The organism is Paraburkholderia caballeronis (assembly GCF_900104845.1).
Classification (GTDB): domain Bacteria; phylum Pseudomonadota; class Gammaproteobacteria; order Burkholderiales; family Burkholderiaceae; genus Paraburkholderia; species Paraburkholderia caballeronis.
On the sequence record NZ_FNSR01000001.1, the window covers coordinates 1,825,459 to 1,839,674 of the forward strand.

A 14,216-nucleotide genomic window follows, 5' to 3' on the forward strand; every position below is an offset into this window, starting at 1 on the left:
GGCGGCGCGGCGCGCGGCGGTCCCGTTCACCTTCCCATTCCAACAGCGATATCGCCGTGCGTCTGACCTCGATTAAACTCGCTGGCTTCAAGTCATTCGTCGATCCCACGCATTTCCAGGTTCCGGGCCAGCTCGTCGGCGTGGTCGGGCCGAACGGGTGCGGCAAGTCCAACATCATCGATGCGGTGCGCTGGGTGCTCGGCGAATCGCGCGCGTCCGAGTTGCGCGGCGAGTCGATGCAGGACGTGATCTTCAACGGCTCGACCGCGCGCAAGCCGGGCAGCCGCGCGAGCGTCGAACTCGTGTTCGACAACGCGGACGGCCGCGCGGCCGGCCAGTGGGGGCAATACGCGGAAATCGCGGTGAAGCGCGTGCTCACGCGCGACGGCACGTCGAGCTACTACATCAACAACCTGCCGGCGCGCCGGCGCGACATCCAGGACATCTTCCTCGGCACCGGCCTCGGCCCGCGCGCGTACGCGATCATCGGGCAGGGCATGATCGCGCGGATCATCGAGGCGAAGCCCGAGGAACTGCGCGTGTTCCTCGAAGAAGCGGCCGGCGTGTCGAAGTACAAGGAACGCCGTCGCGAGACCGAGAACCGTCTGCACGACACGCGCGAGAACCTGACTCGCGTGGAGGACATCGTCCGCGAACTGGCGACGAACCTCGAAAAGCTCGAAGGCCAGGCGATCGTCGCGACGAAGTTCCGCGAGTTGCAGGCCGACGGCGAGGAGAAGCAGCGCCTGCTGTGGCTGCTGCGCAAGAACGAGGCCGCGAACGAGCAGCAGCGCCAGCAGCGCGCGATCGAGCAGGCGCAGATCGACCTCGAAGCGCAGACCGCACGGCTGCGCGAAGTGGAGGCGGAACTGGAAACGCTGCGGGTCGCGAACTATTCGGCGAGCGACGCGATGCAGGCCGCGCAGGGCGGGCTGTACGAAGCGAACGCCGAGGTGAGCCGGCTCGAAGCGGAGATCCGCTTCATCGTCGAATCGCGCAACCGCGTGCAGGCGCAGATCGCCGCGTTGAACGCGCAGCGCGAGCAGTGGCAGTCGCAGGCGCAGAAGGCGCAGGACGACCTCGCGGACGCGGAAGAACAACTCGCGATCGCGGAAGAGAAGGCCGCGCTCGCGGAAGACGACGCGGTCGCGAAGCAGGAAGCGTTGCCCGCGCTCGAAGCGCGCTGGCGCGATGCGCAGACGCAATTGAACGACGAGCGCGGCGGCATCGCGCGCACCGAGCAGGCGCTGAAGCTCGAAGCCGCGCAGCAGCGCAACGCGGACCAGATGCTGCAACAGCTTCAGCAGCGGCACGAGCGGCTGAAGGCCGAGGAAGGCGGGCTCGACGCGCCGGATGAAACGCAGCTCGAAGAACTGCGGATGCAGCTGGCCGAGCAGGAAGAGATCCTCAACGACGCGCAGCAGCGTCTTGCCGATGCGCAGGAGGCGTTGCCGCGTCTCGACGCCGAGCGCCGCGCCGCGCACGAACGCGTGCAGTCCGAAAGCGCGCAGATCCATCAGCTCGAAGCGCGCCTTGCCGCATTGAAGCAGTTGCAGGAGAACGTGCAGACCGAAGGCAAGATCCAGCCTTGGCTCGAACGCCACGAACTGGGTTCGCTGCCGCGTCTGTGGAAGAAGCTGCACGTCGAGGCCGGCTGGGAAACCGCGCTCGAAGCGGTGCTGCGCGAACGGCTCGCGGCGCTCGAAGTGTCGAACCTCGACTGGGTGAAGGCGTTCGCGAACGACGCGCCGCCCGCGAAACTCGCGTTCTACGCGCCGCCGTCGGCCGCGCAGCCGCCTGTCGCGCCGGCCGGCATGACGCCGCTGCTGTCGCTCGTGCGGATCGACGATGCCGGGATGCGCGCGGTGCTGACCGAATGGCTCGGCTCGACGTTCGTCGCGGACGATCTCGCCCAGGCTTTGGCGCAGCGCGCGCAACTGCCGGCGGGCGCCGCGTTCGTCGTGAAGGCCGGGCACATGGTCACGCGCGTCGGCGTGCAACTGTATGCAGCCGATTCCGAGCAGGCCGGGATGCTCGCGCGTCAGCAGGAAATCGAGAACCTCGCGCGCCAGGTGCGCGCGCAGGCGCTGCTGGCCGACGAGGCGCGGGCCGCGTCGGTGCGCGCGGAAGCCGCGCATTCGCAGGCCGCGCAGGCGCTGACCGAACTGCGTCAGCAGGCCGAGCGCGCGACGCAGCGCGTGCATGCGTTGCAGATGGACGTGCTGAAGCTCACGCAGGCGCACGAGCGCTACACCGCGCGCAGCACGCAGATCCGCGAGGAACTCGAAGAGATCGCCGCGCAGATCGACGAGCAGCGCGCGTTGCGTGCGGAGTCCGAAGCGAACTTCGAGCGCCACGACGGTGAACTGGCCGAGTTGCAGGCGCGTTTCGAGGACAACCAGCTTGCGTTCGAGGCGCTCGACGAGGAACTGGCGAGCGCGCGCACGAACGCGCGCGACCTCGAACGCGCGGCGGCGGATGCGCGCTTCGCGGCGCGCAACATGGCGAACCGGATCGACGAGTTGCGCCGGAACATCCAGGTCGCGCACGACCAGAGCGAGCGCGTCGCCGCGTCGCTGGAGGACGCACGCGCGGAACTGGAGACGATCAACGAGCAGACCGCGCACACCGGCCTCCAGGAGGCGCTCGAAGTGCGCGCGGAGAAGGAAGAGGTGCTGCGCGCGGCGCGCGCCGAACTCGACGACCTGAGCGCGAAGCTGCGCCAGTCGGACGAGGCGCGCCTCACCGCGGAGCGCGCGTTGCAGCCGCTGCGCGACCGCATCACCGAGTTGCAGTTGAAGGAGCAGGCCGCGCGGATGACCGGCGAGCAGTTCGTCGAGCAACTGGAGGCGGCCGGCGTCGACGAGGCGGCGTTGCAGCAGAAGCTGACGCCGGACCTGAAGCCGTCGTACCTGCAAGGCGAGGTCACGCGGATCAACAACGCGATCGCCGCGCTCGGGCCGGTCAACATGGCCGCGCTCGACGAACTCGCGGCGGCGACCGAGCGCAAGACCTTCCTCGACGCGCAGTCGGCCGACCTGACGAGCGCGATCGACACGCTCGAAGACGCGATCCGCAAGATCGACCAGGAAACGCGCACGCTGCTGCAAGGCACGTTCGACGAGGTGAACCGCCATTTCGGCGAACTGTTCCCGCGCCTGTTCGGCGGCGGCCAGGCGAAACTCATCATGACCGGCGACGAGATCCTCGACGCCGGCGTGCAGGTGATGGCGCAGCCGCCCGGCAAGAAGAACTCGACGATCCACCTGCTGTCCGGCGGCGAGAAGGCGCTGACCGCGACCGCGCTCGTGTTCGCGATGTTCCAGTTGAACCCCGCGCCGTTCTGTCTGCTCGACGAGGTCGACGCGCCGCTCGACGATGCGAACACCGAACGCTTTGCGAACCTCGTGCGCGCGATGTCGGACAAAACCCAGTTCCTGTTCATCTCGCACAACAAGATCGCGATGGAGATGGCGCAGCAACTGATCGGCGTGACGATGCAGGAGCAGGGCGTCTCACGGATCGTCGCGGTCGACATGGAAACCGCAGCGGGTTTCGCCCAGAATACGGCTTGATGACGGCCTGAAAGAATGAATGGCCGGTACGCGGCCGGGACGGCGACCCGTTTGCGCGCCGCGGTTGCGGTGCGCGCGTGTCCGCCGGCTGCGCGCCGCCGGAAGAAGAATTGCTGATGGAGCATGCATGGACGAGTTGACACTCGGATTGATCGGCGCGGGCGCCGTGGTGGTGGGTGGCGTGGTCGTGTACAACGCGTGGCAGGGCGCGAAGGTGCGTCGCCGGATGCCGAGACCCATGCCCGACGACGCGGCGGAAACGCTCGCCCGCGAGGAACACGAGGAGCAGAGCCCGTTCATCGAGCCGGCGCGCGCGCCGTCGCGCCGCGAGCCGACGCTCGCGGGCGCGGCCGCGACCGGCGAAGAGCGGGTCGAGCCGGGTTTTGGCGCGGCCGCGCCGCCGGATACGCCGGTGGATATCCAGGCGGAGAACACGTCGCCGAACGGCTTCGCGGATGAAGCGGCCGCCGAAGGCGCGCCGGCCGGCACCGATGCGGGACCGGCCCATGCGGCCAACGCGGCCAACGCAACCCATGCGACCGAGCCTGGCGACGCGGAGCCGATCGAACCGGTGTTGCCGGCCGCGACGACGATCTCCGCCGCGCCGCCCGCGGTCGTCGATCGCCGGATCGACTGCATCGTGCCGGTGCGGCTCGCCGCGCCGGTCGCCGGCGAGCGCGTGATTCCGCTCGCGCAGCGGCTGCGCCGCGCGGGCAGCAAGCCGGTCCATATCGAAGGCAAACCCGACGGCGGCAACTGGGAGTTGCTGCAAAACGGCGTGCGTTACGAGGAACTGCGCGCGGCCGCGCAGCTCGCGAACCGCAGCGGCCCGCTGAACGAACTGGAGTTTTCCGAGTTCGTGACCGGCGTGCAGCAGTTCGCGGATGCGCTCGACGCGTCGCCGGAATTTCCGGACATGATGGAGACCGTGTCGATGGCGCGCGAACTCGACGGCTTCGCCGCGCAGTGCGACGCGCAACTGTCGATCAACGTGATGTCGGACGGCGCGCCGTGGTCTGCGAACTACGTGCAGGCGGTCGCGTCGCAGGACGGGCTGCTGCTGTCGCGCGACGGCACGCGGTTCGTGAAGCTCGACGCGAAGCAGAGCCCGGTGTTCATGCTGCAGTTCGGCGACACGAATTTCCTGCGCGACGACCTCACGTACAAGGGCGGCCAGATGATCACGCTGGTGCTCGACGTGCCGGTCGCGGACGAGGACATCCTGCCGTTCCGGCTGATGTGCGACTACGCGAAGTCGCTGGCCGAGCGGATCGGCGGACGCGTCGTGGACGACCAGCGCCGGCCGCTGCCGGAAACGGTGCTCCAGTCGATCGACAAGCAGCTGATGACGCTTTACGCAAAACTCGAACAGGCCGGCATTCCGGCGGGTTCGCCGGCGACCCGGCGGTTGTTCAGCCAGTAAGCGAGCCGGCACGGATCGCGCGGGTTGCGTTGCAGGCCCGCGCATCCGGCGCTTGCTTCGCGCTTTGACAGGCGTTGCCGGAAGCGTCCGTGCGGCCCGCTGTGCAGGATGGCCCGCTCTTCCGGGCCGCTGCCCGGCGTCCGGGTAACGCGCGTGCGATGCCGCACGCGTGCTGCGGTTGAACCCCATCCGGCCGATGCGACGCGGTACGCTTCCTGCGATAATCTGACGTCCGGAATCCCACTCGCAAACCACTCCCCAACGCCGCCTCAGCATGGCCCGAACGTCCGCAAAACATCCCGATGAAACGTCTGCGTCGCAACGCGCAGCGTGGCTGCGCGCCGAACTCGAACGCGCGAACCATGCGTACTACGTGCTCGACCAGCCGGATCTGCCCGATGCGGAATACGACCGGCTGTTCCAGGAGCTTCAGCATCTCGAAACGGAGCATCCGGAACTGCTGACGCCGGACTCGCCGACGCAGCGCGTCGGCGGCGAGGCCGCGGCCGGCTTCGAGCAGGTCGTGCACGACGTGCCGATGCTGTCGCTGAACAACGGTTTCGCGGACGAGGACATTGTCGCGTTCGACAAGCGCGTCGCGGACGCGCTCGGCAAGGTCGAGGCCGACGTCGAATACGCGTGCGAACTGAAGTTCGACGGCCTCGCGATCTCGCTGCGCTATGTCGACGGCGCGTTCGTGCAGGCGTCGACGCGCGGCGACGGCACGACCGGCGAGGACGTCACCGCGAACGTGCGGACCATCCGCTCGCTGCCGCTGCGGCTGAAGGGCACGCGGATTCCGAAGGTGCTCGACGTACGCGGCGAGGTGCTGATGTTCCGCCGCGACTTCGAGCGCATGAACCAGCGGCAGCGCGACGCCGGGCAGAAGGAGTTCGCGAATCCGCGCAACGCGGCGGCGGGCAGCCTGCGTCAGCTCGACCCGAAGATCACCGCGCAGCGTCCGCTGTCGTTTTTCGCGTACGGGATCGGCGTGCTCGAAGGCGCGCCGATGCCGGACACGCATAGCGGGCTGCTCGACTGGTACGTCGAACTCGGCCTGCCGGTGAACGGCGAGCGCGCGGTCGTCCACGGCGCGCAGGGTCTGCTGGATTTTTTCCGCGGCGTCGGCGCGAAGCGCGACAGCCTGCCGTACGACATCGACGGCGTCGTGTACAAGGTGAACCGCCGCGACGAACAGGACGCGCTCGGCTTCGTGTCGCGTGCGCCGCGCTTCGCGCTCGCGCACAAGTTCCCCGCGCAGGAGGCGCTGACCACGCTGCTCGCGATCGACGTGCAGGTCGGCCGCACCGGCGCGATCACGCCGGTCGCGCGGCTCACGCCGGTGTTCGTCGGCGGCGCCACCGTCACGAACGCGACGCTGCACAACGAGGACGAGGTGCGGCGCAAGGACATCCGGATCGGCGACACGGTGATCGTGCGGCGCGCGGGCGACGTGATTCCGGAAATCGTCGGCGCGATACTCGAACGCCGGCCGCCGGATGCGAGCGAGTTCGTGATGCCGACGCATTGCCCGGTCTGCGGCTCGCGGATCGAGCGGCTGCCGGACGAGGCGATCGCGCGCTGCACCGGCGGACTGTTTTGCCCCGCGCAGCGCAAGCAGGCGCTGTGGCATTTCGCGCAACGCCGCGCGCTCGACATCGACGGCCTCGGCGAAAAGATCATCGATCAACTGGTCGAGCAGAACCTCGTGCGCACGCCGGCCGACCTGTTCAACCTCGGCTTTTCGACGCTCGCGGCGCTCGACCGTTTCGCGGACAAGTCCGCGCAGAACCTGCTCGACTCGCTCGAACACGCGAAGTCGACGACGCTCGCGCGTTTCATCTACGCGCTCGGCATCCGCCACGTCGGCGAATCGACCGCGAAGGATCTCGCGAAGCATTTCGGCTCGCTCGATCCGATCATGGACGCGCCCGTCGAGGAATTGCTGGAAGTGAACGACGTCGGGCCGGTGGTCGCGGAGTCGATTCGCCAGTTCTTCGCGGAAGAGCACAATCGGACCGTGATCGAGCAGTTGCGCGCGCCGGGCCGCGTCACGTGGCCCGAGGGGCCGCCCGCGCCGAAGGCGCCGGTGGGCGTGCTGGCCGGCAAGACGGTCGTGCTGACCGGCACGCTGCCGACGCTCGCGCGCGACGACGCGAAGGCGATGCTGGAGGCGGCCGGCGCGAAAGTGGCCGGCTCGGTGTCGAAGAAGACCGATTACGTGGTGGCGGGCGCCGACGCGGGCAGCAAGCTTGCGAAAGCCGAGGAACTCGGCGTGCCCGTGCTCGACGAAGAAGGCATGCGCAAGCTCATTGAAGAGGGGCCCACGACATGATCCGTGAAATTCTGAAGATGGGCGATCCGCGGTTGCTCCGGATCGCAAAGCCGGTCGATCACTTCGACACGCCCGAACTGCACGCGCTCGTGACCGACATGTTCGACACGATGCATGCGGCGAACGGCGCGGGCCTCGCCGCGCCGCAGATCGGCGTCGATCTGCAGGTGGTGATCTTCGGTTTCGAGCAGAACGAGCGTTATCCGGACGCGCCGGCGGTGCCGCAGACGGTGCTGCTGAACCCGACGATCCATCCGGTTTCGCAGGACATGGAGGAGGGTTGGGAGGGCTGCCTGTCGGTGCCGGGGATGCGCGGCGTCGTGAGCCGCTTCTCGATGATCCGCTACGAGGGTTTCGACCAGTACGGCAATCCGATCCAGCGCGTCGCGGAGGGTTTCCACGCGCGGGTGGTCCAGCACGAGTGCGACCATCTGATCGGCAAGCTGTATCCGATGCGGATCACCGACTTCTCGAAGTTCGGTTTCACCGAAGTGCTGTTTCCGGACCTCGATCCGAATAGCGACGATTGAACGGCGGTCGCCCCGCTGCGGGCGCTGCCGCCGGGCCGCCGCCGGTGTATTCCCGGCGGCGGCCCGCGTGGTTTCGACTCAGAACGCTTCGTCGGCGCCCAGATAACGCCACTGGCCCTGCGGCAGTGCGCCGAGCAGCACGCGGCCCATCCGGACGCGCTTCAGGCCGACCACCTTCAGCCCGACCAGCTCGCACATCCGGCGGATCTGCCGTTTCTTCCCTTCGCGCAGCACGAAACGCAACTGCTCGCCGTTCTGCCAGCTGACCATCGCGGGCTTCAGCGGCACGTCGTCGAGCGACAGGCCGTGACGCAGTTTCGCGAGGCTTTCGGGCGGGAAATGCTGGTCGATTTCGGTCTCGATGTCGCCGTACGCGACCCGCACGAGGTATTCCTTGTCGATGTCCGACTGCTCGCCGATCAACTGTTTCGCGACGCGTCCGTCCTGCGTGAGCACGAGGAGGCCGGTGGAGTCGATGTCGAGGCGGCCCGCCGGCGCGAGCGTGCGCAGGTGCTGCGCGGAGAAGCGCAGGCCCGAGCGGTCGCCGTCCCAGTGGTTGTCGCCGGTGACGAGCGTCACGGCGGGCGGATAACCGTCCTCGGCCTGGCCCGACACATAACCGACCGGCTTGTGCAGCAGGATCGTCACCTGACGCGCCTGCGCGGCGAGCGCGGCCGGATCGATCTCGATCTTCTGGTCCGGCGTGACCTTCGCGCCGAGCGTGTCGATGCACTCGCCGTCCACATAGACCCAGCCCTTTTCGATCCATTCGTCCGCCTCGCGGCGCGAGCACAGGCCGAGTTCGGACATCCGCTTCGACAGGCGCAGCGAGCCGCTTTCGTCGGAGTGGACGGCGCGGACGGCGTGGTCCGCGGCCGGCGACGGGCTGTCTGCGCGCGGCGGCTTGCGGTCGGTCCGGCCTTGCGGCTCGCGATCGGCCGGCGTGCGGCGCGGGCGCTGCGCGGGCGCTGCGTTGTCGTCGCGGGGCGCGTGGCCGCGCGGCGCGGCGTCGGCGCGGTCGCCGGCCTTCACCGGGCGTGCCACGCGGCGTTCGCCGCGATCCGCGAACGGGCGGCGCTCCGCGTCGCCGCGCGGGCTGCGGCTTTCCGGTGCGCCGTCGCGTTCACGGCGCGGCGCGGGACGGCCGCCGTCTTCCGCGCGCGCCGGCCGGCGATCGCCGTAGCCGCGCTTCTCGGGGGGCGCGTCGCCGTCACGGCGCGGGCGGGTTGGGCGCTCGCCGTCGCGCAACGACGCGCGCATCGGCCGGTCGCCGCCATCACGGGCCGGGCCGCGCGCGGGCCGTTCTCCGTCACGGAAAGCGCCGCGAGCCGGCCGGTCGTCGTCGCGGCGCGGGCCGCGTGCCGGCGGTTCGCCGTCGCGGAACGAGCGGCGTGCGGGCGGCCGTTCACCGTCGCTGCGGCGCGCGGGTCGTTCGTCGCGGTCGCGCGATCCGCTAAAACGCGGCGCGCGTTCGTCGCCGCGCGCCGGCCGGTCGCCCGTGAACGGACGGCTACGCTCGCCTTCGCTGCGGCGCGCCGGCCGTTCGTCGCGGTCACGCGGCCCGCCAAAACGTGGTGCGCGTTCGTCGCCGCGCGCCGGCCGGTCGCCCGTGAACGGGCGGCTACGCTCGCCTTCGCTGCGTCGCGCCGGCCGTTCGTCGCGGTCGCGTGATCCGCCGAAACGCGGTGCGCGTTCGTCGCCGCGCGCCGGCCGGTCGCCCGTGAACGGACGGCTACGCTCGCCTTCGCTGCGTCGCGCCGGCCGTTCGTCGCGGTCACGCGGCCCGCCAAAACGTGGTGCGCGTTCGTCGCCGCGCGCCGGCCGGTCGCCCGTGAACGGGCGGCTACGCTCGCCTTCGCTGCGTCGCGCTGGCCGCTCGTCGCGGTCGCGTGATCCGCCGAAACGTGGCGCGCGTTCATCGCGCGCTCCCGGGCCGGCGCGTCGGCGGTCGCCCGCGTCGGCGTCGCGGCGGGGCGGCCGGCCGGTGCCGGCAAACCCGCCCGGTTTCCGGTCGCCGCCTGCGGCTCCACGGCCGAATGCCGGCTTGCCGCCTTCGCGGCGCGGGCCGGATTCGGCATCGCCGGCGCGGCGCGGCCGGGCGGCCCCGGCTTCACCGGCGAGCTTCGGCCGTTTCGGGCCGGCGGCCGGCTGGGCGGCCGCGGCCGGACGCGCGGGTTTGCGCGCGTTCGTGCTGCCGCGGCGGACGGGCGCGCGCTCCGGCGTGGCCGGGCGCGGATGTTTGGCTGTGAGTTTGGCTCGCATGGATGATTCAGACGGCGATCGCGCGCAGCAGCTCGGTTTCGAGCTGGATTTGCAGCCGGTTGTCGGACAGGCCCGAACCGTCGAGCAGGAACACGTCCTCGACGCGTTCGCCGAGCGTGTTGATCCGCGCCGCGTGGACGCCGATCCGATGTTCGGCCAGCACGCGCGCGATCGAATAAAGAAGGCCCGGCCGGTCGTTCGCGGACACGGACAGGATGTAGTATTGGCCGCGCTCGTCGGCCCGCAGATCGACGCGCGGCGTCACCGGGAAGGTGCGCGACAGCCGCGACAGGCGGCCCTTCGCGGGCTCCGGCAGCGGCGCGCCGGTCGCGTCGAGGCGCTCCGCGAGTTCCTGCTCGACGAGGTTCGCGATGTCGCGGTATTGCACGTCGCCCTCGGTCTGCGCGACGAGGAAGTTGTCGAGCGCGTAGCCGTGGCGCGTCGTGCTCACGCGCGCGTCGAGCACCGACAGCGCGTTGCGGTCGAAATAACCGCACATCGTCGCGAACAGGTCGGGGCGGTCCTTTGCGTACACGAGCACCTGCAATGCTTCGCCGATCGGCGACGGCCGCGCGCGCACGACCGGCTTGTCCGCGTGCACGTGCCGGTACAGCACGCGCGTCTGCCACGCGATGTCGGCGGCGTCGTGGCGCAGGAAGTAGCCGACGTCCAGCTGATCCCACAGCGCGCGGTGCGCGTCGTCCGGAACCGTTTCGAGCCGCAGCAGCGCGAGCGCCTCTTCCTGGCGGGATTTCAGTTCCGAGTGCGTGTCCGGCTGTGCGCCGCCGAGCACCGCGAGCGTCGAGCGGTACAGGTCCTCCAGCAGCTTGCCCTTCCAGTTGTTCCACACCTTCGGGCTCGTGCCGCGGATGTCGGCGACGGTCAGCAGATACAGCGCGGTCAGCCAGCGTTCGGAGCCGACCAGTTCCGCGAAGCGCTTGATCACCTCGGGGTCGCTCGTGTCCTGCTTCTGCGCGACCTGGCTCATCGTCAGGTGATGCTGGACGAGCCACACGATCAGTTCGGCGTCGTCGCCGGTGATGTCGTGCTGGCGGCAGAACTGCCGTGCGTCGGCCATGCCGAGCGTCGAATGGTCGCCGCCGCGGCCCTTCGCGATGTCGTGGAACAGCGCGGCGACGTACAGCACCCACGGCCGCTCGAAGTTCGCGAGCAACTGGCTGCAGAACGGATATTCGTGCGCGTGCTCCGCGACCGCGAAGCGGCGGATGTTGCGCAGCACCATCAGGATGTGCTGGTCGACCGTGTAGACGTGATACAGGTCGTGCTGCATCTGCCCGACGATGCGCCGGAAGTTCAGCAGGTAGCGGCCGAGCACGCTGGTCTGGTTCATCAGCCGCATCACGTGCGTGATGCCGGCCGGCTGCTTCAGGATCTCCATGAAGAGCCGGCGGTTTTCCGGGTCGCGCCGCCAGTGCTGGTCCATCGTGTCGCGCGCGTTGTAGAGCGCGCGCATCGTCCGCGCGGACAGGCCCTTCACGCCGGGCACCTTCTCGTACAGCAGGAATGCTTCGAGGATCGCGTGCGGCTCCCGCTCGAACACGTCGTCGCGCGTGATTTCGATCATCCCCTGTTTTTCGACGAAGCGGTCCGACAGCACGCGGGTGATGCCGCTCGTGCTCGGGAACAACTGCGCCTCGATGTTCTGGATCAGGATCGTCGCGAGCTGCGTGACCGCCTTCGCGGCCCAGTAGTAGCGGCGCATCAGTTGCTCGCTCGCGCGCCGCGCGGCGCTCGCCTTGTAGCCGAAGCTCTCGGCGACCGCCGTTTGCAGGTCGAACACGAGGATGTCCTGGCGGCGGCCGGCGATCACATGCAGCCGCGCGCGCAGCGTCTTCAGGAACGCTTCGTTGCGGCGCAGTTCGCGCGCCTCGCGGCCGGTGATCAGCCCGCGCTGGTCCAGCTCGCGCCAGCTGCTGCCGAGCAGGGCGGCTTCGGTGATCCACAGGATCAGTTGCAGGTCGCGCAGGCCGCCGGGGCTTTCCTTCACGTTCGGTTCGAGCGCGTACGGCGTGTCCTGGAAGCGCGCGTGGCGCTGGCGCATTTCGAGCACCTTCGCCTGGAAGAACGCGCGCGGGTCCATCGCGTCGCGGTAACGCTGCGCGAAGTCGTCGAACAGGGCCGCGCTGCCGGTGATCCGGCGCGCTTCGAGCAGCGACGTGCGCACGGTCACGTCGTTCGCCGCCTCTTCGAGACACTGCGACACGCTGCGCACGCTGCTGCCGATTTCGAGCCCGAGGTCCCACGCGAGGCCGATGAAACGCTCGATCCGCGATTCGAGCGGCGCGAGCGGCTCGTCGTCGGGCAGCAGCACGAGGATGTCGACGTCCGAGTACGGCGCCAGCTCGCCGCGCCCGAACCCGCCGACCGCCGCGAGCGTAAGCGACGCGGGCAGGTCGCAGGTGTCCCACGCGCGGCGCAGCGTGTCGTCGGTGACCTGCGCGAGCGCGTGCATCAGCGTGTCGACGTTCGGGGCCGTCTTGAACCGCTCGATCAGCCGGGCCTTCGCGGCCTTGTAATCGGACTTCAGCGACGACGTATCGGAGAGGGCGACTGCGGGGACGCTCATGGGTTCGGCTCGCGCGGGGCGCGGGGGTTAGGGGTTGGCCGGCCGGGCAGGCCCGGCTGGGTGGATCGTTCGTCGTCGCGGGGCGGGCGGGTTGCGCCCAGGTTCTTTTGCGAAGCGTCGGGTGGCCGGCGGAAAGGGGCGCCGCCCGTCGTGTCAGTCAGATTGTTGCTGGCGACAACCGGCGGGGCGCTGCAAGTTCACTGCCGGCGTGGCCGTTTTCCTGCATGGAGGCCGCCGGCTCCCTTGTCCAGACCACGTTTTGCGCTGGTTTTCCCCGCTTGGCTCGCGCAACGACTCTCGCGGCCGACGGGGCGAAACCGCGCCCGCTGACGCTTTCGCGGTCGATTCCGCGTTCAGACAGCCGCGCCCGCGGCCTGCGTGACGATCGCCGGTTTCGCCGGCGTGCCGGCCGACACCGTCAGCACGTCGTAGCCGGTTTCCGTGACGAGCACCGTATGCTCCCACTGCGCGGACAGGCTGCGGTCGCGGGTCTTCACGGTCCACTGGTCCGGCATCGTGCGGATGTCGCGGCGGCCCGCGTTGATCATCGGCTCGACGGTGAAGATCATGCCCGGCTGCAGCTCGATGCCGGTGCCGGGGCGCCCGTAGTGCAGCACCTGGGGATCCTCGTGGAATACCGTGCCGATCCCGTGGCCGCAGTATTCGCGCACGACGCTGTAGCCCTGCGATTCCGCGTAACGCTGGATCGCGTGGCCGATGTCGCCGAGGTGCGCGCCCGGCCGCACCTGGTCGATGCCGAGCCACATGCATTCGTAGGTGGTCTGCACGAGCCGCTTCGCGAGGATCGAGCCTTCGCCGACGATGAACATCCGGCTCGTGTCGCCGAAGTAGCCTTCCTTGATCACCGTGATGTCGATGTTCAGCGCGTCGCCGTTCTTCAGCGCCTTCGGGCCGGGGATGCCGTGGCAGATCACGTCGTTGACGGAAATGCAGGTCGCCTTCGGGTACGGCGGATAACCGGGCGGCTGATAGTTCAGCGGCGCGGGCACCGTGCCCTGCACGTTCAGCATGTATTCATGGCACAGGCGGTCGAGTTCGCCCGTCGTGACGCCGGCGACGACGAACGGCGTGATGTAGTCGAGCACCTCGCTCGCGAGGCGGCAGGCGACGCGCATCTGCGCGATGTCGTGGTCGTTCTTGATGGTGATGGCCATGATGTAAACCCGGAAATGCAGTTCAATGGCGGATTATCGCACCGAATCCAGGCCGTCGCTGATGTTTGATCGGGTGGTCGCTTCGGCGACAGGTCCGGGGCGTCGCCATTTACGAGGGTAACGCCCGGCTTGAGGGGCGTCAGGCTCGCGTGCTATAATCGTCGGCTAAGTCGCTCCTCGATTTCCCTGAATATCTTCCGGATTCTGGCTTCTCGCGCGGTCATCCGCGGTGGATTCCGGCCGAAGAGGTCGGGAAAAGGCCGAAAAAGGAAGGTTATCGGATCGGAGGGCGGCGAGCCCATAGCTGTCGCGGGCGTAGCCGGAAAGCA

Annotated in this window: 8 protein-coding genes; 5 read left to right on the forward strand and 3 right to left on the reverse strand. The window is 69.3% G+C overall.

The window, feature by feature from the left end:
- Nucleotides 1-56: 56 nt before the first annotated feature.
- From smc to def, 4 genes are all read left to right on the forward strand, one after another.
- Nucleotides 57-3,575, forward strand: a complete 3,519-nt coding sequence (gene smc / locus BLV92_RS08140) for a chromosome segregation protein SMC (protein WP_090543878.1) — start codon at nucleotides 57-59, stop codon at nucleotides 3,573-3,575.
- A gap of 127 nt (nucleotides 3,576-3,702) precedes the next feature.
- Nucleotides 3,703-4,998: a cell division protein ZipA C-terminal FtsZ-binding domain-containing protein gene (locus tag BLV92_RS08145; RefSeq protein ID WP_090543881.1), complete on the forward strand. Its 1,296-nt coding sequence runs from the start codon at nucleotides 3,703-3,705 to the stop codon at nucleotides 4,996-4,998.
- A gap of 274 nt (nucleotides 4,999-5,272) precedes the next feature.
- Entirely contained in the window at nucleotides 5,273-7,333 is a 2,061-nt protein-coding gene (gene ligA / locus BLV92_RS08150; RefSeq protein ID WP_090543882.1) for an NAD-dependent DNA ligase LigA, read from the forward strand.
- On the forward strand, nucleotides 7,330-7,863 hold the full coding sequence (gene def / locus BLV92_RS08155) for a peptide deformylase (protein WP_090543884.1): 534 nt from the start codon (nucleotides 7,330-7,332) through the stop codon (nucleotides 7,861-7,863). Before ligA ends, def begins: the two co-directional genes overlap by 4 nt.
- Nucleotides 7,864-7,941: 78 nt before the next feature.
- Here the strand turns inward: def and BLV92_RS33020 are convergent, their stop codons facing one another.
- The gene (locus tag BLV92_RS33020) at nucleotides 7,942-8,907 is read right to left on the reverse strand and encodes a pseudouridine synthase (RefSeq protein ID WP_309251021.1); all 966 of its coding nucleotides are present in this window, start codon (nucleotides 8,905-8,907) and stop codon (nucleotides 7,942-7,944) included.
- Here BLV92_RS33020 and BLV92_RS33025 point away from each other — a divergent pair.
- Nucleotides 8,854-9,534, forward strand: coding sequence for a hypothetical protein (locus BLV92_RS33025; protein WP_309147621.1), 681 nt, complete (start codon nucleotides 8,854-8,856; stop codon nucleotides 9,532-9,534). The two genes, BLV92_RS33020 and BLV92_RS33025, sit on opposite strands and share 54 nt — an antisense overlap.
- A 598-nt stretch (nucleotides 9,535-10,132) precedes the next feature.
- On the opposite strand, the gene BLV92_RS08165 is transcribed toward BLV92_RS33025, so the two are convergent.
- Together BLV92_RS08165 and map are read right to left on the reverse strand one after the other, a co-directional pair.
- Nucleotides 10,133-12,712 carry a [protein-PII] uridylyltransferase gene (locus tag BLV92_RS08165; protein WP_090543888.1) on the reverse strand — a complete coding sequence of 860 codons (2,580 nt, stop codon included), beginning with the start codon at nucleotides 12,710-12,712 and terminating at the stop codon, nucleotides 10,133-10,135.
- 353 nt (nucleotides 12,713-13,065) lie between these two features.
- Complete coding sequence (gene map / locus BLV92_RS08170) at nucleotides 13,066-13,887, reverse strand: type I methionyl aminopeptidase (RefSeq protein WP_090543890.1); 822 nt, start codon at nucleotides 13,885-13,887, stop codon at nucleotides 13,066-13,068.
- Nucleotides 13,888-14,216: the final 329 nt, after the last annotated feature.